This window comes from Nocardia sp. NPDC056100 (assembly GCF_042266325.1).
Classification (GTDB): Bacteria; Actinomycetota; Actinomycetes; order Mycobacteriales; family Mycobacteriaceae; genus Nocardia.
The window spans coordinates 1,948,969-1,967,201 of sequence record NZ_JBHJVY010000002.1; the positions used below are offsets into that span (position 1 = coordinate 1,948,969).

Annotated in this window: 17 protein-coding genes; 9 read left to right on the forward strand and 8 right to left on the reverse strand. The window is 64.8% G+C overall.

Annotated elements, in window-relative coordinates; translation table 11 throughout:
• Nucleotides 1-40: 40 nt before the first annotated feature.
• The 3 genes from ACFC0O_RS21510 to ACFC0O_RS21520 all read left to right on the forward strand — a co-directional run bounded on the left by ACFC0O_RS21510 (nt 41) and on the right by ACFC0O_RS21520 (nt 4,165).
• Nucleotides 41-1,135: a hypothetical protein gene (locus tag ACFC0O_RS21510; RefSeq protein ID WP_375960431.1), complete on the forward strand. Its 1,095-nt coding sequence runs from the start codon at nt 41-43 to the stop codon at nt 1,133-1,135.
• 23 nt (nt 1,136-1,158) lie between these two features.
• Nucleotides 1,159-2,658 carry a CoA transferase gene (locus ACFC0O_RS21515; protein WP_375960433.1) on the forward strand — a complete coding sequence of 500 codons (1,500 nt, stop codon included), beginning with the start codon at nt 1,159-1,161 and terminating at the stop codon, nt 2,656-2,658.
• 319 nt (nt 2,659-2,977) lie between these two features.
• Nucleotides 2,978-4,165: a Cmx/CmrA family chloramphenicol efflux MFS transporter gene (locus ACFC0O_RS21520; protein WP_375960435.1), complete on the forward strand. Its 1,188-nt coding sequence runs from the start codon at nt 2,978-2,980 to the stop codon at nt 4,163-4,165.
• Here the strand turns inward: ACFC0O_RS21520 and ACFC0O_RS21525 are convergent.
• The 3 genes from ACFC0O_RS21525 to ACFC0O_RS21535 form a co-directional block, all read right to left on the reverse strand.
• Entirely contained in the window at nt 4,158-5,051 is an 894-nt protein-coding gene (locus ACFC0O_RS21525; RefSeq protein ID WP_375960437.1) for an alpha/beta fold hydrolase, read from the reverse strand. The genes ACFC0O_RS21520 and ACFC0O_RS21525 overlap by 8 nt on opposite strands.
• Before the next feature lie 87 nt (nt 5,052-5,138).
• Entirely contained in the window at nt 5,139-5,900 is a 762-nt protein-coding gene (locus tag ACFC0O_RS21530; RefSeq protein ID WP_375960439.1) for a class I SAM-dependent methyltransferase, read from the reverse strand.
• A 49-nt stretch (nt 5,901-5,949) separates the two neighbouring features.
• Nucleotides 5,950-6,696, reverse strand: a complete 747-nt coding sequence (locus ACFC0O_RS21535) for a hypothetical protein (RefSeq protein ID WP_375960441.1) — start codon at nt 6,694-6,696, stop codon at nt 5,950-5,952.
• A gap of 179 nt (nt 6,697-6,875) precedes the next feature.
• Here ACFC0O_RS21535 and ACFC0O_RS21540 point away from each other — a divergent pair, with 179 nt between their 5' ends.
• Nucleotides 6,876-7,508, forward strand: a complete 633-nt coding sequence (locus tag ACFC0O_RS21540; RefSeq protein ID WP_375960443.1) for a DUF3558 domain-containing protein — start codon at nt 6,876-6,878, stop codon at nt 7,506-7,508.
• Nucleotides 7,509-7,518: 10 nt separating this feature from the next.
• Here ACFC0O_RS21540 and ACFC0O_RS21545 read toward each other — a convergent pair whose 3' ends face one another.
• The 3 genes from ACFC0O_RS21545 to ACFC0O_RS21555 form a co-directional block, all read right to left on the reverse strand.
• Nucleotides 7,519-7,962: a VOC family protein gene (locus ACFC0O_RS21545; RefSeq protein WP_375960445.1), complete on the reverse strand. Its 444-nt coding sequence runs from the start codon at nt 7,960-7,962 to the stop codon at nt 7,519-7,521.
• A 26-nt stretch (nt 7,963-7,988) separates the two neighbouring features.
• Nucleotides 7,989-10,166 (reverse strand): hypothetical protein, encoded by a 2,178-nt coding sequence (locus tag ACFC0O_RS21550; RefSeq protein ID WP_375960788.1) that lies wholly within the window; start codon nt 10,164-10,166, stop codon nt 7,989-7,991.
• Nucleotides 10,167-10,387: 221 nt separating this feature from the next.
• Nucleotides 10,388-11,713, reverse strand: coding sequence for an amidase family protein (locus ACFC0O_RS21555; protein ID WP_375960447.1), 1,326 nt, complete (start codon nt 11,711-11,713; stop codon nt 10,388-10,390).
• Between the two features lie 119 nt (nt 11,714-11,832).
• Between ACFC0O_RS21555 and ACFC0O_RS21560 the strand changes: the two genes are divergently transcribed.
• The 5 genes from ACFC0O_RS21560 to ACFC0O_RS21580 all read left to right on the forward strand — a co-directional run bounded on the left by ACFC0O_RS21560 (nt 11,833) and on the right by ACFC0O_RS21580 (nt 16,239).
• Nucleotides 11,833-12,462, forward strand: a complete 630-nt coding sequence (locus ACFC0O_RS21560; protein WP_364647515.1) for an urea carboxylase-associated family protein — start codon at nt 11,833-11,835, stop codon at nt 12,460-12,462.
• On the forward strand, nt 12,459-13,580 hold the full coding sequence (locus ACFC0O_RS21565; RefSeq protein WP_375960449.1) for an NADH:flavin oxidoreductase: 1,122 nt from the start codon (nt 12,459-12,461) through the stop codon (nt 13,578-13,580). Before ACFC0O_RS21560 ends, ACFC0O_RS21565 begins: the two co-directional genes overlap by 4 nt.
• Nucleotides 13,577-14,446, forward strand: a complete 870-nt coding sequence (locus ACFC0O_RS21570) for a polysaccharide deacetylase (protein ID WP_375960451.1) — start codon at nt 13,577-13,579, stop codon at nt 14,444-14,446. The genes ACFC0O_RS21565 and ACFC0O_RS21570 overlap by 4 nt, the downstream gene beginning before the upstream one ends.
• Before the next feature lie 87 nt (nt 14,447-14,533).
• The gene (locus tag ACFC0O_RS21575) at nt 14,534-15,571 is read left to right on the forward strand and encodes a hypothetical protein (protein WP_375960453.1); all 1,038 of its coding nucleotides are present in this window, start codon (nt 14,534-14,536) and stop codon (nt 15,569-15,571) included.
• 8 nt (nt 15,572-15,579) lie between these two features.
• A complete protein-coding gene (locus tag ACFC0O_RS21580) occupies nt 15,580-16,239 on the forward strand; it encodes a hypothetical protein (RefSeq protein WP_375960455.1) in 660 nt (219 codons plus the stop codon).
• 26 nt (nt 16,240-16,265) lie between these two features.
• On the opposite strand, the gene ACFC0O_RS21585 is transcribed toward ACFC0O_RS21580, so the two are convergent.
• Both ACFC0O_RS21585 and ACFC0O_RS21590 read right to left on the reverse strand, forming a co-directional pair.
• Nucleotides 16,266-17,033 (reverse strand): hypothetical protein, encoded by a 768-nt coding sequence (locus tag ACFC0O_RS21585; RefSeq protein ID WP_375960457.1) that lies wholly within the window; start codon nt 17,031-17,033, stop codon nt 16,266-16,268.
• Nucleotides 17,017-18,216 (reverse strand): hypothetical protein, encoded by a 1,200-nt coding sequence (locus ACFC0O_RS21590; RefSeq protein ID WP_375960459.1) that lies wholly within the window; start codon nt 18,214-18,216, stop codon nt 17,017-17,019. The genes ACFC0O_RS21585 and ACFC0O_RS21590 overlap by 17 nt, the downstream gene beginning before the upstream one ends.
• Nucleotides 18,217-18,233: the final 17 nt, after the last annotated feature.

Genomic DNA, 18,233 nt, shown 5'->3' on the forward strand with positions numbered 1-18,233 from the left:
CCGGCACCACCGATCTCGTTACCTCGCAGGAGAGCGATCCATGCTGATTCCGTTCGACGACTATCCGGTGCATCAGACCGCGCTGCCGCTGGCGCACGGCGGATCCGGTAGCTCGGACCACTACGACCGCTTCTGGTTCAACGGCTTTCGCGAAGACCTCATGTTCGGCGTCGCGTTCTGCAACTACCCCAACCGCGCACTCACCGACGGCGCCTTCTCGGTCCTTCGAAATGGGCGACAGACATCACTCTTCGTCAGTGGGCGCGCGAACCCGAACCCGGTCGACACTCGAATGGGGCCGATACGAATCGAGATCGTCGAGCCTATGCGGATCAACCGCGTTCTGGTCGATGACCCGGAACGCGGGATCCACGCCGACATCACGTACACCGCGAGCACACCGCCGATCGAGGAAGCGCGCCAGACCTGGCGGGTCGGAGGGCGCACGATCATGGACTCCACCCGGGCGACGCAATGGGGAAAATGGACCGGAACGATCGAAATCGACGGCGAGACAATCGCTCTCGGAGACGACACCTTGGCCACCAAAGACAGATCATGGGGACAGCGCACCGCCGGAGGCGCTCCGGCGGGGGCTCCGATGGAGCCGCAACCGTTCCTGTTTCTCTGGACGCCCATTCATTTCGACGACCAGTGCTTCCACTTCCTCGTGTTCGAGAATCCGGACGGTTCACAGTGGGCACACGATGCGGTCATCGTCCCGAAGAACGGAAGTCCGGGAGCACCTACCCGATTGGCGCGCGTCGAGCACGATCTCGAGTGGACACCGGGCGGGCGCTGGACGCGATCGGCGACATTGCGCCTGCATCGATTCGATGGCATGGTTGAGTCGATGGCCTTGACGCCCCTCATGCGATTCCAGATGAAGGGTTTGGGCTACGGCCATCCGCACTGGGGCCACGGACAGTGGCATGACGAGCTCGCTGTCGGCCTGGACAGGTTCGATACCGCCTCGCTCGATCCGCTCGCGCCCGAGAATCTGCACACGCAGCAACTGGTTCGAGCGACCTGGCGCGGAAAGACCGGCCTCGGTGTTCTCGAGCAGGTGATTCTCGGACCGCACGATCGATATGGCTTCCGGGAATTCCTCGACGGCGCGGGGTCCCCGCGATGAGCGACCGCCCGACCATACCCACATTGACCGCACGGATCGAGACGGCGCTCGCACGACCGGCCACCCACGACGGCTTCGACCCGGATACCGAACTCGCGTCGGTGCTGGGCGAGGCGGGAATCGATACCGCCGACACCGGGGGAACGATCACCTTCCACGGCGCGGACCCCATTGTGCCCAGCACTCTGCGGCTCGGTGGCGCGGCGGCGATCGCGCTGGCAGCCAAATCCGCCGCGATCGCGAAACTGTGGCGGGTGCGCGGCGGCCCGGGCCAGGACATCGCCGTCGATCTGCGCACCGCGCCGCACCGTCTGTGCCCGTTTTACGATCGGCGCTGGGAACTGCTGAACGGCTATCCCCCTGCGGCTCCGGCCAATCCGACCAATGCCTTCGGGTTCCGCTTCTATCGGACCGCCGACGACCGCTGGATGATGCCGCTGAACCTGTATCCCAAGATCAAGGTCCGCGCCCAGAGTCTATTGGGGGTGCCGGACACCGAAACCGCCGTGGCCCATGCCATCAGCCGATGGGACAGCGCCGAGCTCGAGGAGGCGGGATCCGAGGCCGGTGTGGTCATGCCGATGCTGCGCACGACGGCCGAACTACTGCGGGAACCGCACTATCGGCTGGCGCTGGCCGATATGCCGCTGATCGAGGTAACACGTATCGGTGACAGCGATCCCGAACCACTGCCGTTCGCGGCCGCACCGCTGGCCGGAGTCCGAGCGCTGGGAATGGGGCATGTCATCGCGGGAGCCGGCATCGGCCGTGCACTGGCCTTGCACGGCGCCGATGTCCTGAATCTGTGGCGGCCCAGCGAATTCGAGCATGACTCGGCCTATGCCAGCGCCAATGTCGGCGTACGCTCGGCGACGATCGACCCCTGCGATCCGGACGGCGCACTACTGATCCGAGCACTGCTCACCGACGCCGATATCTTCTTCGCCAACCGCAGACCGGGCTACCTCGAACAGATCGGCCTGTCCGCCACCGAGGCCGCAGAGTTGCGACCGGGCATCATTCACGCCACCGCCTCTCTGAATGGTGAGCACGGGCCGTGGGCTAGCAACGTCGGATTCGACCAGACCGCAGGCAGTCTCACGGGAATGATGCTGCTCGAAGGCGGCGGCGACCGGCCCGCGCTGCCACCGATTCTGGTCGTCAACGACTACATCGTGTCCTGGTTGACCACCGTCGGCATAGTCGAAGCACTGTCCCGCCGGGCTCTGGTCGGCGGCAGCTACCGAGTCCACGTTTCCTTGACCCGTGCGGCCCTGTGGATCCTGGCACTGGGGATCTTCGACAAGGACTATGCCCGCACCACCGCGGGCGTCGGCACCGATCACGTTTACCGTGATCCCGAAACATTCACCGCGGAAACACCTTTGGGCCGATATCAGGGTGTCACCGACCAGGTCTATATGTCACGCACGCCGGGCGCGTACTCCCCGATCCTCGTGCCCCGCGGCTCATGCGCTCCGGTCTGGCGAGCGAAACCTGCTCGCGCAAACGATCCGAGCTGACGATGCCCGGTGCACAGCGGCCACCGCCCCCGCCTGATCGCCGTGTGCCCGGCTGCACCGCAGCCGTTTCCGGCACGCGTGCGCGAGTTGTTATGGTGGCGGGGTGAATTCTCCGGAGGCATCCAGAAGGTAGCCGCTCGGCCTGTGGGCTGGGCGGCGTTGTGAGTGTGTTCCCCACCCTGTCGGTGATCGACTGTGCTGGTGGGTGTCTCACGATGCCGGATGCCGTTCTCGCGGTTAGGTGATCGTTCATCTGATCCGCGCTCATCTGAAGTGCCGCGAAAAATGTTGCGGTGCTCTGTGTCCGGGGAGTTCCTCTATGCCCATTGTGGTGTTCGTTTTGGCTGCTGCGGTTTTCGCGCAGGGTACGTCCGAGTTCATGGTGTCGGGGTTGCTGGAGTTGATCGCGGCGGATGTGGGGGTATCGATCGGGGCGGCCGGGTTGCTGACTTCGCTGTTCGCGGGCGGCATGGTTGTGGGTGCGCCGGTGATGGCGATGGTTACGGGGCGGTTGTCCGTAAGGTATTCGGTTACAGCGTTTTTGGGGCTGTTCTGTCTCGCGCATGTGGTGGGTGCGGTGACGGACGAGTTCGCGGTGCTGTTGGTGAGCAGGGTGGTCGCGGCGGTCGCCAATGCGGGATTCTTGGCGGTCGTGCTGGCGGCGTTGCCGGGGCTGGTGGGGTCGGCGATGGTGGGGCGGGCGACCTCGGTGGTGGTGTCCGGGGTGACGGTCGCGTGCATCGCAGGTGTGCCCGCGGGGGCGCTGCTGGGGCAGGTTTGGGGTTGGCGGTCGGCGTTCTGGGCGGTTGCCATATTGAGTGCGGCGGCGCTGGCTTCGGTGTGGATGATGTTTGGTCATGTTGTGCACCACAGTGATTCGCCGGAGCAGCCGATACGGCGTGAATGGTTGGTGCTCGGACAATGGCCGGTTCTGATTCCTGTCGTGGCCGGGATTCTGGTGAATGCCGCGACCTTCGCCGGATTCACGTATCTGGGCACTATCACGAACGGCATCGCCGGGGGTGATCGGTGGGTTCCGTTGGTACTGGCCTTGTTCGGCGTCGGCTCATTCCTCGGGGTGATGGTCACGGGTCGCTTCGGCGACGGTCATCAGCCTCGGATCATCCGCACCGGAACGATCACGCTCACCGGGGTCTGGATGCTGGCCGCCGTTCTCTCGCACACGCTGACCGGGGTATCGGTCATGTCGATTGTGCTGGGCGCGTTCGCATTCGGTGTGGGCTCGGCATTGATCGCGACGATTGTGCGGACCGCCGCGCCTGTCGCTCCGCGTATCGCCGGGGCGCTGGCGACCACCGCGTTGAACATCGGCGCGGTGCTGGGGCCGGTCGCCGCCGGTCCGCTCGTCGACCGGACCGGTTATCCGACCACGGCCCTGTGGTGCGGGGCGGTATTCACCGCCGTCGCGGCGGGTGTCGCGCTGCTGGGTCATCAGCGGCGTGACTCCCGCCCGGTCGAACGGGTGCGTGCCGACCGATCTATCTAGTGCTGCTCGCGCGAGCGGGGTCGTGGCTGTCGGTGAAGCTCAGCAACCGCGGGATGATCTCCTCCGGGTTCGCCCACAGCAGGTCATGCCCGATACCGGGGCAGATCTCGACCTCCGCTCGCGGGAGGCCGGTGCGGGCGCGTGGGACCGCGACCTCCAGATCGTTGACGACGGTCTCCGCTCCGAACAGCACCAGGGTCGGGACAGTGATCGCCGCCAACTGGGCGTCGGTGAACTGGCGGTCCCACGGGGTTCCCATGCGGAACTTCATGATTGCCATGGCGGCCGCGAATTCCTCCTCGGAGGGCTCGTAGCCGGGCATCAGCCATTTGTTGAGTTTGCGCATGCGTTCCGGTGTCGGGCGCATGCCCATAACGATGAACTTGAACAGCAGGCTCCAGCGCGGTTTGGCGAAGGTCGCGGCGCTGGGCTCGAGCATGGTCAGGGTGGCCAGCCGCTCACAGCGATAACTCGCGATCGTTCCGGATACCCACGCGCCCAAGGAATTTCCGACCAGGTGCACGCGCTCCTCGCCTAGTCCGTCGAGCACCTCCCCCATCCAGGTCGCGATATCTTCCGCCGTGCGCAGTGGCGCGGTCTGCTCCCACCGCCCCGCCCAGCCGATGACATCCGGGGTGTACACGACGTGGTCCCGTGCCAGGTCCGCGATGAACCGCGACCACACCAGACCGTTGCCGCCGATACCCGGCAGCAGCATTATCGGCACGCCGTCCCCGGTGCCGGATTTGCGCACGCGCGTCTTGCCGAACGATGTTTCGACGTCGATCGCTGTCGAGTCCACCGGCCACTTCGCTTCGGCGCGCTCATAGAGGCCCAGGAAGGTCGCCTTGGCTTCCTCGCTGGTGAATCGCCCGATCTTCGGCATCGTATCTCCCCTTCCTCCACTTTACGGTACGACCGTATCACGTTAAGTGGTATGTATGTACCACTTAAGGGAAGTCGACACTTACCGTCACGGGCGGGGTGCACATTCGAGCAGCAGGAACAGCGGTCGAGTGAAATGCTCATTCCACCAAGGGTTTTCCTCGCGTTGCGCCGGACTCGGATGCGGCTCCCGCAGTCCAGTCACTACGAAACCGGCACCGGTGACCATGGCGATGTAATCCTCGAGCGAGTGGAACTGTTGTACCGACGCCGCCGGTGAACGGCGGTCCGCGACCTGAAAATGCTGTTCGACGGTGCGAACGCCGAAATACTCGTCGAGGTCGAACGCACCCGCGTTCGCGGCAGAACGCTCGGAACGCGCGGCGTAGAAGCACGGGTGCATACTCAGCAGGATCAGCCGCCCCGTCGGGGTCAGCACTCGGGCGAATTCGTGAAAACGCCGCTGTGGGAACGCGATTCCGTGCGGAAGCCGATTCGCCACGACGAGATCGACACTGTCGTCGGGCAGTGGAAGTGCTGCCACATCGGCGTGATGGAATGTCGCCGATTCCTCCTGATGCTCGGGATGTTCCCTTGCGGCAGTGATGAATTCGGCGCAGGTGTCCACCCCGTGCACATGCCGCGCACCGCGCGCGGTCAACGCCCGCGCCAATTGCCCTTCCCCACACCCGGCATCGAGAATCCGCTGCCCGCTCGGATCACCGATCACCTCGAGCAGGGCGGGATCGGTGAGTTTGGTTTGGAAAGGATCGAGCCCATCGCGAACGATACCGATCCAGAAGTCCGCGTTCCGCGCGTACGCTCGCGAAACCAGTTCATCGCCGAGCACGATTCCACTCCCCTCATTGGTCCGCACCGGGGAGCGCGGAGGTCACGGCCTATTCGTAGTCATCCCAGTCGATCAGCCGTTCATACGCGGCCAAGCCGGTCAAGGCAACCGGATCGTCCCGGTAGTCCTTTTTGGCTTGATCCAGGAATTCCCTGACCTCCTCGAAATGCTGGCTGCCATAGTCCCCGGGATACCGTTGCGCGGGTTCGGACGGTGGAGCCCAGCGCAGTCCGTGCGCGACGACGAAATCATTGATCGCGGTGAGCTGATGCAGGGGCACAGCCAATTCCGTCAGCCGGTCCGCATAGATTTCAGCGGCCGCCGAAGCCTGACCGAACACTCCGTGAAACCGTTGCTCCGGCGACTGATCCGACGCCGGTGCGCCGTCGACAATGGCATCCCACACGGGCTGAGCTATCAACGCAAAGGCAATGACATCACCGTCCAAAACCGTTGACGCGGCATAGAAGTCATCCACAAAGCTCAGATGCGTGCGTTCGATGAGCTGCAACAACCCCTCGATATCGACCTCCGCGCCGAACTCCTCGCCATCGTTGACCTGATTCTCGGCGAAGAACCTGCCCGCACGATGCCGCTCGACGAAATACCGCACGATCAGCTCGGTATTGAGATCCTCCTCCACCCCGTCGATCCCACCGAGCCGGTCATAGGTGCCCGCGATCCCCAGCGCAATCGGCCGGTACTCCGCCCCTTGCCGCCGCAACACCACCGCCGTGGCGTCGACCGGCCCCAAGCTGACACCGGTAACCATGCAATTGCAGTCGTAAAACCCCACTGTGCCCAAACCTTTTCCGTGTGACGCCGACCCTGGCCGGTTCACGCCAGCTCACCGACAGCTGCCCACTGTACCGACCAGCGATTTCGTTAGGTTGCGTAACGGGATGGTGGCAACAGCGATGGACTGCTTGGGAAATATGCAGCAGTGGAAGGGGTTTCAGAGTTATGGGTGCAACAATGTCCAAGGGGTTCTTGGTCTCCATCGCGGGAGTGGCCCTTGTACTCACCGGATGCTCTACGACCTCCGGGGACAAGGGGACGAGCGCGGGAAGCAGTAGCGAGGTGGTGACAGCCTCTGCCACAACCACTTCTGCGGCAGGAGCGGAGACCGGGGGCGGAGTGCCCACGGCGGCATCGGAATCCGCCAAGGCCACGCCTGTGACGACTACGGCGAAGGCGGAAACGCCTGCCGTGATGTGGAATCCGTGTGGGATCACCGATGCCGATATCGCGCGGCTGGGGTTCCGGGCAGACAGCAAGCAGGTGGTAGAAGGGTCCGCCGGTGAACCGAGTTGCCGCTGGCAGTCGACTTCGGGCAAGTCGGAGGTGACCATCGTGTCCAGTCGGCAGACATTGCAGGACCTGCAGAACTCCGGGCGCTACACGGGTTTCACTCCGGTGCGGGCGGCCGGTCACGATGCCTACCAGTACCGCGCGGCACAGGACACGAATAAGACCGGGTGCTACGTCAGTTTCGCGGTAGCGAGTGGTCAGGCCATGTTCGTGACGCGGAACCTGAAGTCGGATGCGACCGAGCCGTGCGCGGCGACGGTGCAGGTCGTGGACGGGCTGACCGGGTATCTGAACTGAGCCCGACGGTTCAGTTTCCGAGGCGCTGCGCCAGCGAGACGATAATGCCTTCGGGGCCGCGCACGTAGGCCATGCGCCAGCTGCCTTCGAATTCGCCGATGCCGCCGACCAGGGAGTAGCCGTCCGCGGTGACATGTTCCACCGCGGCCTGCAAATCCTTGACCTCGAAGGCGACGTTGCGCAGGCCCAGCTCGTTGGCGGGGGCCGCGGCGGAGCCCGGAAGGTGTTGCGGGCGTGTGAAACTGGACAGCTCCAGGGTTGTTCCACCGCCGGGCGCTCGCAACATGACGATCTCGGTGGCGGCGCCGGTGGTGCCGATCACGGTATCCAGGAACTCACCTTCGACGGCCATTTTGCCGTCCGCCTCGAGGCCGAGGCCGACGAAGAACGCCGTCACGGCATCGATGTCGGCGACGGTGATGCCGATGTGGTCGAAGCGCTGAATGAAGCTCATCAGCAGACGGTAGCACTTTGAGTTCCCTAAGGGAACTGTAAACTGGGCCGGGCGACGTCGTGCACAGCCGACTCGGTTGACGGGAGGTTGGGTGAGCGGCGTCTCGGGCGCAGGTGAGCCCAATGCAGCAGACCCACCCCGGCGACACCGGCCGTCGCGGTGGACAAGCCGATCTGCCACCCCGGGGGCATCCAGCTCAATGTCAGATCGGCTCGATCGGTGCCCGCGGGGATGTCGACCGCCAAGAAGGTGCCCGCGATAGTGGTGTGCACGATCTGTTTGCCGTTCAGCGTGACTCGATGTCCGGGCCAAGCCAGGCGAGAGAAGACGACGCGGCCGCCGGTGGACGAGCTGACCCGGGTGTGCGAGGTGACGCCGTCGACCGTGGCCGCGCCGATGGTCACGTTCTCGGTATGGGCGATATCGCCGCCGATCGCGGAGATCGGGCCGTTCTCGCGTTCGAGGACCGCGATGAATTGTTCGTGGCCCGGGTAGGGCACCCATTTCCAGCCCGGCACCGGACTGTCCTGGCCCGCGTTCGGATACTGGGCGCGGTGCAGGACAACGCGATCGACCTTCATCAGATCGACAATGCGTGCGCCCGTGGATGATTCGATATCGAAGGCGCGGCGCGCGGCATCGGGGCAGGTGCTGCCGTCCCATGCCATGCACAGCAGTGCGCTGAAGGCGGCGTGCCCGACCGGGGTGTAGGCGTTCACGTAGCGCGGGCCGACTGCCTTGGCGTAGCTGCCGATCGACAGGGAACCGTAGGCGCGATCCAGGCTCCGGTCCGCGGGTGCGATGAGGGCGCGGTCCGCGAGTTGCAGTGTGAGTCCGGGGAATTCGGGGAAAGCCGCGGCCATGTCCGAGCGCTTGGCTGGGAAGTTGTAGGACATCGGAGTAGTCGGCGCGGCTTCCACCTGCGCGAAGGCTATCGGGAACATCGCAAGTATGGTCAGTGCGCAGGCCACCGCGGTCCCCTTGGTCTTGGCCGTCCACACCACGGCCGCGCCGAGCGCGGCCACCGTCGCCACGGCGAGCAAATGCCGAAACCACAAATCCGGTGCGGCAGAAAGGGATCGGACGAACAACAGGCCGATCAGCACGGCCGCGGCGATTCCCCGACGCCGGACGGACGCGAAAACACCATGGCGGCTGAGCAATACACACACCAGCACCAGCAGTCCGGCCGCCACCAGTGGCAAGACCCGGGCGGGCCAGCGCAGCGGGCCGATCGCGCCGGGACCGGCCGTCCACATCAGCATGCCGCCCGCGAACAGCGCGATTCCGCTGTACGCGCGCGCATTCGGCCACACCTGCCGCCAATCGATGAACGCCAGCGCGGGAATCAGGAACCATGCGATGTACACCATCGGCAGCGGTTGCACGAAGCCCCACCACCCCTCGAAAGCCGGTGTGGTGCTGGGCAAACTGGCGTTCAGCGACTCCGACCACGGCACCGTCAGCAGTGATTCGTTGCGAATCCGCGCATCCCCGCGCCAGGTCACCTGCGAGGACAGCAGCAGTGGCAGGTTCGCGATCAGTCCGGCCAGCCCCGCACACGCCGCCGCCATCGCCAGCCGTCCCGGCCCCGCCCAATTGCGTTGGTAAATCAGCTCACCGGCCACCACCGCCAAAATCATCAGTGCCGCTTCGACTCCCGGAAACACGTACTGAATCGTCAAGGTCAGCCAGAGGAAGACGAACACCGGAATCGGCCCGCTCCGGCCGCGCGCGTACAACACCGCCGACGCCCAGGCGTGCAGTAGCCAGGTCGTGCCCGTCTGCGAGGTGAACCAGCTGGCCTGATCGAAGAACAGGAACCACCCGCTCAGCGGAAACGCGATGCCCGCGACCGCACCCCACCTCGGTGCGGCCCCGTACGCGAGACAGACTCGATAGACACCCAACCCGGCGATGATCGAGAACACCAGTTTCACCGCGGTGGCGTACACCGCGAGATTGTCCACCGACGGCGCTATCAGATACACCAGCAACTGCGGCGGATTGAACAGCGCCGCCTCTTCCAGGGAGTAGTTCCCCGCCATCCACTCCCAGGGCACCAGTCCCGGAAACCGGCCCGCCCGCAATTCATTTCCCAGCAGCACCCACATCGGCGCGTACTGCGCCTCGGTGTCATCGGTGTAGTAGTGCCGCGCATCCGCCAACAGCACCGCTACATAACCCGCCACCACCCCCAGCATGGTGACGATTCCCCACACCCGAACATCTCTTCGCGGCTCGATCTCCGCGCCAAACCTCACGAGCCCGGGACGCTAAGGCATTTCGGTGAACGGAACGCGATCGCCCGATGCACACCTGATCACCACTCAGCTACTCCGGCCGCATTCGAATCGGGTGAACGGCGGGAGGATTCGCTACTTCACATTCGCCTCGAGCACCGCGTCTTGCTTTTCGGCGATCATCACGGATAGGTGAGAATCCGTCGTTGCGGACCGATGGCAGCCGCGTGCGCGAGGAGTTCGGCATCGTGGCCGGACGGGCGGGAGAGCAACAGGCCGGAGGGAGGGCGGGAGGCGGAGGCCCGGATTGGGAGGGTGATTCCGCACGCGCCCAAATAGCTCAGTGCCATGGTGGTGCGCAGGGTGGAGGCGTTGAGGTTGTCATAGTGGGCCGGGTCGCTCAGCTCGGACAGGCGCGGGGGTGCGTGGCGCACGGTCGGGCACAGCAAGGTCGCACCGTCGAGTTCGGCGGCGAAGTCGGCACATAATGCGCGCATGGCGGCATAGACCGGGGCGAGGGAATCGGCTGTGTGCGCGTTGTCTTCGAGGCGGCGGCGGGTGGCTGGCTCGATCGGCAGGGTGGAGTCGAGGCGATGGCGATGCAGGCGGTGCGCTTCCGCGCCGACGATGGTGCCGTGGCTGTCCATCAGTTTCTGGGCGGTGTCCAACGACGGGATAGAGCGGATGCGGATATCCGTTTCGGCGCAACGCATTTCGGCGATGACGGCTTGGAAGTCGGCGGCGATCTCGGGAGTGAGGTCCTCGGTCCATTCTCCGGCCGGGATGACGAATCGGCGGGATCGCGGTGGGTCGTCGTGCTCACCGGGGGCGAGGACTCGGTCCAAGGCGATGATGTCGTCCACGGTGGTGGCGAACAGCCCGATGCTGTCCAGGGTGGCCGATAGCGGGGCGAAGTCGTTGGGGCCGTAGCGGCCCGGGGTGGCGCGGTAACCGATGATGCCGCAGTAGGCCGCGGGGACTCGGACCGATCCGGAGGTGTCGGTGCCAACCGCGAGGGGGACGATGCCGCGCGCTACCGCGACTGCCGAGCCCGACGAGGAGCCACCCGGAACCCGTTCCGGTGCAACGGGATTGATCGGAGTGCCGAAGTACCGATTCACCCCGAGACCGGAGAAGGCGAATTCGCTGAGGTTGGTTTTGCCGAGGGTGATCAGGCCACTGTCGTGCGCACGGCGGACCAGGTGACTGTCGACGGCCGCCGGAGCGTCGTGCAGGTGACTGGCCGAGCCGGCGGTGGTGACGGTGCCCTGAATGTCGAAGACGTCTTTCCAGGCGATCGGGATTCCGTCGAGATCACCGCGTGCTGCGCCGCGGGCGCGGCGGCGATCGGCGGCTTCGGCCTGGTAGCGGGCGCGGTCCGCGGTGAGGGCAAGCAGGACTGCGGTCGATTCCGGTTGCCGCGCACGGTCGATGGCCGCGGCTGCCAGCTGAGCCGAGGTTGTGTCACCCGCTGCGAGCGCCCGGGTCATGGATGTGGCGGTGGTCATACAGCGGAACCATACTGAGCATTATTCCCGGCGCGGGATGGTGAAACATCCACCCTCCAAGCCAGACACTGTGTACTCATCCATATCCGAGCAGCCTCGGATTCGGTTGACTGAGTCCCATGACATTGCTGAGCTATCCGGAGCCGGTGACCATACCGGCCGGGCGAGCCCGATCGGTGGTCGTGCGGGCCGGGCAACGCGTGCGGATCACCGATATCGACGGCGGCCAGGTGGGTGATGTGTTCGCCTACAACGCGGACGATCTCACCGAATACCACAGCGCCTCGCATACCCGTACGCATACGGCGCGGCTGTTTCCCGCACTCGGGGAATCGTTCGTGACCAATCGGCGGCGGCCGATCCTGACCTATATCGATGACACCTCCCCCGGTGTGCACGACATGCTGATCGCCGCGTGCGATCCGGAACGCTATGCGGCATACGGGGATCCGGATCACGCCAGCTGTGCGGACAACCTGACGCGGGCGCTCATCGAACTGGGATACGCGGCGCCGCCGGTCATTCCGCAGCCGATCAATGTCTTCATGCGCATTCCGGTCGCCGCGGACGAGAGCCTGACCTGGCTCGAGGCCGCCACCGCGCCCGGCGACGCCATCACCTTCCGCGCCGAAATGGATTGCCTGGTGGTGGTTTCCGCATGCCCCCAAGACCACAACCCCATCAACGGCGCTCGACCCACACCACTGGCGATGACCGTGCTGCCCACCGATACCGAGGAGAAGCGATGACCACCACCGAACTCACCCACCCCGCACTCGCGCCGACCGGCCTGGACACGCTGGACCTGCGCAACCGCTTCGCCGTCGCGCCGATGAGCCGGATCTCCGCGACCCCCGACGGCACGCCCACCGAGCAGATGGCCGAGTACTACCGCGCCTACGCCGCAGGCGGATTCGGGCTGATCATCACCGAGGGGATCTATCCCGACGCCACCCACAGCCAGGGCTACTTCAATCAGCCCGGCCTGGTCACCGAGGAGCACATCGCCGGCTGGCGCGCGGTGGTCGATGCCGTGCACGCCGAAGGGTCGCCGATAGTCGCCCAGCTCATGCACGCCGGGGCGATCTCCCAGGGCAATGAGCGGGGATTCGAGACCATCGGCCCGTCCGCAGTGGCACCGCGCGGGCAGATGATGGTCGACTACGGCGGTGTCGGCGGTGCGTGGGGCGCACCCCGGGAGATGACCGCCGCGGATATCGAGCAGGTCATCGCCGGATTCGTCACCGCGGCGCGCAACGCCCGTGCGGCCGGATTCGACGGCGTCGAAATCCACGGCGCCAACGGCTATCTGCTCGATCAGTTCCTCACCGACTACACCAATGAGCGCACCGATGAGTACGGCGGTTCGGTCGAGAACCGCATTCGGCTCACCGTGCGGGTGCTGCACGCGATCCGCGAGGAGCTCGGCGACTTCCCTGTCGGAGTGCGGCTGTCGCAGACCAAGGTCAACGATTTCGTCTACCGCTGGCCCGGCGGCGAGGATGACGCGCGCATTATCTTCTCCGCCTTGCGGGATGCGAGCTACCTGCATATCGCCAGCGAGGGCCGCAATTTCCTCGAGACCGCCACACTCGCCAGCGGCACCACCGTGACCAAGCTGGCGCGCGAAGTGTCCGGCCGCCCGGTCATCGCCAATGGCGGCATGCACAATCTGCCGCAGGCCGCCGATGTGCTCAATGGCGGGCACGCGGATGTGCTGTCGCTGGGCACCGGCGCGCTCGCGAATCCGGATCTGCCGCGTCGGGTCGAGACCGGGTCCGAATTGGCCGCATTCGATCATGAGATGCTGCATCCCATGGCAAACCTGGACTCCACCGCGGCGTGGCGGGAACGCGTCGGCGAATGAGCAACCCGACCTGGACCCGTGGCGCGGCCGCGGTGGCGACGCTGACCTTCGACGTGGATGCGGAAACCCCCATCCTCGCCGAGGGCCGGCGCTTCGCCGAACAGCCGATGGTGATGTCGCATCAGTCCTACGGACCCGATGTGGGCGTGCCGCGCATTCTCGACCTGCTCGACGAGATGAGCATCCCCGCAACGTTTTTCGTCCCCGGATGGGTCGCCGAACACCGGCCCGGCCTGGCCGCCTCGATCGTCGAGCGCGGGCATGAGGTCGCGCATCATTCCTACAGTCACCACGCGCCTACTTCGCTGCCGCCGGGGGCCGAGCGCGCCGATTTCGAACGCGCGATGGATGTGTTCACCGCACAGGGCATCGAAATCACCGGGCATCGTGCCGCCATGTGGAGCGCCAGCCTCGAAACTCACTCCCTGGTAAGGGAATACGGCCTCAGCTACGACTCGTCGCTGATGGGTGATGACCGTCCGTACCACGTGGAGACCCCGCACGGCCCGGTCGTGGAGCTGCCCGTGCACTGGTCCCTCGACGATTGGGAGCAGTACGCCTACCTGCCCGAACCGAGCATCGGCTCGGTCATCGAATCCCCGGTCAAGGTCGAGGAAATGTGGCGCGCCGAACTCGACGGGATGCGTCACTATCGCTGCCTGTTCAACGTGTGCATGCACCCGTTCCTCACCGGCCGCCCGGGGCGAATGCTGGCTCTGCGCAACCTGATCGCATACGCGCAGGAGTGCGGTGATGTCACCTTCGCGCGCTGTCGAGATGTGGCGGAATGGGCGCGTGAGGACGCCGATACGCCGACTCGCCCCCTACCGGCCTACGACATCGACACCTCCGTCTATCCGCACTAACCGAATCCTGCTGACTCGCAGCGGTTCTGCCCCTGGAATCGGGGTCTATCGGCACACCGCAGCGAGCTGTCAGCGTTCACTTCGATCATGATCATCGAAGTGAGGGCTTTCAGAATGCGCACGGCCGTCATGGTTTTGGCGGCGGTCCTGCTGACGGGATGCGTGGCACAGGGACCCGATCAAGCCGAGCGGGAGAGCTGGTCACGCGTGATCGCGACCGCCATCCGGGGCCTTCCCGGGGTGGCCGACGCGTCACATGGTTTCCAGTACCACACGGTCTACGGTCACCCGTATTACACCTCCCGGCTCGACGTGGAGCTCGAGGATGAGGCCACACCGGACGAGGCCGCGGCCGTGGTGCGCGCGATGGGTGCTCAGCAGCTTCCGGAGCATTACCAGGGCGATTCGACACTGCTCTATCTCAACCGGGGAGCGGACGTCTATTCCGGTTCGTGGCGATTCGGCAAACAGGTGGATGTGCAGGCGAATTCGGCGTCCACCTGGGTTCGAGTATCAGCGGCCGGAACCGGCGCGGAGATTCACTGGTCCACCAGCGGCTTCAAACCCACCGGCGACCCGGACGGTCTGACCGAATCCATCAGCGTCCGTGCGGGCTCCGACTCGGAACCGCACCGGGCGACGGCGGCGATGCGGCGAATCATTCGGGAGTTTCCCGAATTGGCGTCCAACGACTGGAAAGTGTCGCCCGTTCATGAGGATCGGACAGTGCCGATGCACTCCGAACTGGGACCGGCTCTGGACCAGTCGGATCGCCGCCCCCGCTTTCCGTCCGATGGCGAACTCGAACTGTGGGAATGGTTGCTGACCGATAAACCCACCCCGTTCTTCGTCGAGGTGTCGGTATACGATCCGATCGGCGAAGCCGGCCGCACGCTCGAGGTTTCGATATTTCCGCCTGCCGGAAGGCAATTCAGCGCGGCACAGGTCACGCAACTCGCCGATCGGCATCTTCGATACCTGGCCCGGCCCGGTGCCGTCGTCGACTACACGATTCATCTTCGCCAGGCCCTCAACTTCGCGGTCATGGTCGGCGGTTGCCAGAGCGCCGGGGTCGAAGTCGCACCGGAGTCGCAGCCGTATGTCCGTCAGTATGAACGCTGCTAGGGGTATCGATGGAGTCCAATGAGTGGCTGCTCGGGCGTTTCCAGGCCCCGGTCACCCGCAAGCGGACGCTGACGCCCCGGAAAGCACTGGCGACGGTGGCGCTCATGGTGACGGCGGCGGTTGCGCTGGCCGGGTCGATCGTGGCTACCTACTACGCGCTTCCGCTGCTCAACGAATTCAGCGATGGGTGTCAGAAGCTTTCGGACAGGGATGTCGTCCGGGTGCTGGGTGCGGGAACGACGGTCGACAGGTTCGATTACGACGGGCCGGGTTCGTATTCGGCGCTCGGCAAGAGTGTGCTGGCGGATGGGGATCTTTGCACTCGGGATATCAGCGGATGGGGGGACGGCGACCGCGGTGGCAGCCGCATGCTGTTCACCAGAACGTATTCAGCGAACGATGCGGCGGCGGTATTCCGACTCGAGCGGGACAAGGCCCGCGCCCGTGATGCCCAGGAGACACAAGCACTGAGAACCTTTTTCCTGAACGACATCCGGTTCGGCGACGAAGCGTTCTGCACCGTCACCAAGAGCCCCCGCAACCCCGCTCACGGCGTGGTGGTGCGATTCGGCGACAAGGTGGTGTACGCCGAGGTTCCCAGCGTCAGCACCCGGACGGATGGGGAAAATTGTGAGCGAGCTCGGCGACTTGCGAACGAGCTCCGCTAGGGCGGTGAATTGCGCTGCGGCGCAGATCAAATGGGCGAGATCAGGTCGCTCGCGCTGACGGTGTATGTCAGCGGCGGGTAGGTGAAATCGGTTTCGTTGTTCTCTCGGCGGCGGAATTGGAAGAACTCGCGTTGCTGATCATCGTCGGCCTGGGTGAGGGGTACGCCCGTTGGGAGGTACGGCTGACCCTCGCGGAAGGCGATGAGGGTCTTCGAGGTTCGGAAGGTCACGCCCAACCATTCGTTTTCCATGGCGCGGGCGGGCGCGTCCAGCACGATCTTGTGTTTGAGTCGGCGGTTCGAGGCGACCGAGAACACGACGATTCCGTTGTGAGCCAAGGGGATTTCGAACTTGTCGGTGGATCCCTTCGGTTCGACGATCAGTTTTCTCGGCGGGACCGGTTCGGGGTTTCGGTAGCAGGAGAAGACGGCGATGAAGGAGTCGTCGGCCAGGTCGAGGGCTTGGTCCGAATGGCTGCCCATGGTGGCGTAGGTGTTGGTGTAGGTCTCGATGAGAGCGTTGTTGAAAGCGATCGGGAGTTCCGCGCATGCCTGAATCTGTTGTGCCAGAGAGTCATGAACCGCCCGGAAGCGTTGTGCGGGTGCGCCGTATCGGGTTGTGGTGCGGACCAGCGGAACACCCTCCGCCGCATCAGGTTTGACGAGCGTGGCTCCTCTGCGACCTTTTCCCAGTTCCTCCCACTGGACCGACTCGGAGAGTTCCGAGAATAGGTCTTGCTCGGAAGTCAGTGTGTACGAAGCGATCTCGTCGAGAACTCTAGGCTCGGGGAGCAACGTAATCCCCCGTATTCATGCTGAAGAGAAAACGGTCGCCGTAGTCGATGAAGGATGCGGTGCGATTTTCCTCGGCGTACAGCCTGCGCAACTCGTCCATACCCTCCTCGGTGGGTGGACCGAGCTCGACCAGCTCGCCGTCCCGGTCGAGGAAGGTCCGGCCATCCTTGTGCACGGCTTCGGTATTCGAACAGCGCACCACATATCCCAAGCGGGTCGGCAGCACCTCCGCGTCCAGCATCGAGGGCCGGATTTCATGGGTGTACAGACGATTGGTGGACAGCGGCATGAAGAACACCGACCCGGGGTACAGGGTCACGGTGAACTGCGCAGGCAACCCGTCACTCGCTTCGACCGAATCCTTCAGGCGGAAACGAAGACTCGTCAGCCCGCTGGCATTCTTCACCCCGAAGTCGAACGCATCGTCGGCCATGGGCCGCAGGTTGTCGAGCCCGTCATAGAACGTGCAGAAGGCCATGATGCCGTTGCCGGGCATGTCCTTGGTCTTATCCGCGTGCGCCGAGATCTTGGCCTTGGATTGCTTACGCTCAGCCGTGGCACGGGTGTTGTGATAGATCTGCGCGAGCACGTGATTGAGCGGGGCATGACCGTCAAAGATAGTGGCGGCCTCGCGATTCAGGGCCTCGACGATACTCGTATCGGTCGCGCGGAACGTCTCGGTCGGGCCCGACAGATTCGTCGAGCAGCGGAGCAGCCGAAAACGCAGGTCCGCACCATTGCGGGTGACCGGAGTCAGGTAGATGCCGCTGCGGTGAGCCGTTCCGGGTTTGGTCGACTCCGTCAGAGACTGGAACTCATGCTCGGCTTGGATCCGCCCGAAGTGATCGTCGCCGAGCTCGAAGAAACGGCGGTAGAGAACACCGGCGTTATGAACACGAACCGGAACCTGGCCGAGGTTGATCGGCGTCCACACGTCGCTGTCCTCGCGAAACCCGCGCGACAGCTCCCGGATGACGAATACCCGCCCCGCCGTTCGCAATCTGCCAGCGTTGATCTCCGAAACATCACCGCACAGATACACGCTCGTGCGCGCGAGATCGTCTGAACCGCGCGCAAACTCCTCGGGCGTGATCGTGGACCCGAAGAAGTCCTCGATCCGCGACACCTCGGGCGCAACCAAGATATTGCCCGCGTCGTCGATGTGGGCTTCGCCTGTGTGCATACGGTCATCCTCCCCTG

What these genes read in the sequence shown, in the direction of transcription:
- ACFC0O_RS21510 (WP_375960431.1), top strand. Translation starts at nt 41, where the DNA reads ATGCTGATTCCGTTCGACGACTATCCGGTGCATCAGACCGCGCTGCCG.
- ACFC0O_RS21520 (WP_375960435.1), top strand. Translation starts at nt 2,978, where the DNA reads ATGCCCATTGTGGTGTTCGTTTTGGCTGCTGCGGTTTTCGCGCAGGGT.
- ACFC0O_RS21525 (WP_375960437.1), bottom strand. Translation starts at nt 5,051, where the DNA reads ATGCCGAAGATCGGGCGATTCACCAGCGAGGAAGCCAAGGCGACCTTC.
- ACFC0O_RS21540 (WP_375960443.1), top strand. Translation starts at nt 6,876, where the DNA reads ATGTCCAAGGGGTTCTTGGTCTCCATCGCGGGAGTGGCCCTTGTACTC.
- ACFC0O_RS21545 (WP_375960445.1), bottom strand. Translation starts at nt 7,962, where the DNA reads ATGAGCTTCATTCAGCGCTTCGACCACATCGGCATCACCGTCGCCGAC.
- ACFC0O_RS21550 (WP_375960788.1), bottom strand. Translation starts at nt 10,166, where the DNA reads ATGCTGGGGGTGGTGGCGGGTTATGTAGCGGTGCTGTTGGCGGATGCG.
- ACFC0O_RS21555 (WP_375960447.1), bottom strand. Translation starts at nt 11,713, where the DNA reads ATGACCACCGCCACATCCATGACCCGGGCGCTCGCAGCGGGTGACACA.
- ACFC0O_RS21560 (WP_364647515.1), top strand. Translation starts at nt 11,833, where the DNA reads ATGACATTGCTGAGCTATCCGGAGCCGGTGACCATACCGGCCGGGCGA.
- ACFC0O_RS21565 (WP_375960449.1), top strand. Translation starts at nt 12,459, where the DNA reads ATGACCACCACCGAACTCACCCACCCCGCACTCGCGCCGACCGGCCTG.
- ACFC0O_RS21570 (WP_375960451.1), top strand. Translation starts at nt 13,577, where the DNA reads ATGAGCAACCCGACCTGGACCCGTGGCGCGGCCGCGGTGGCGACGCTG.
- ACFC0O_RS21575 (WP_375960453.1), top strand. Translation starts at nt 14,534, where the DNA reads ATGATCATCGAAGTGAGGGCTTTCAGAATGCGCACGGCCGTCATGGTT.
- ACFC0O_RS21580 (WP_375960455.1), top strand. Translation starts at nt 15,580, where the DNA reads ATGGAGTCCAATGAGTGGCTGCTCGGGCGTTTCCAGGCCCCGGTCACC.
- ACFC0O_RS21590 (WP_375960459.1), bottom strand. Translation starts at nt 18,216, where the DNA reads ATGCACACAGGCGAAGCCCACATCGACGACGCGGGCAATATCTTGGTT.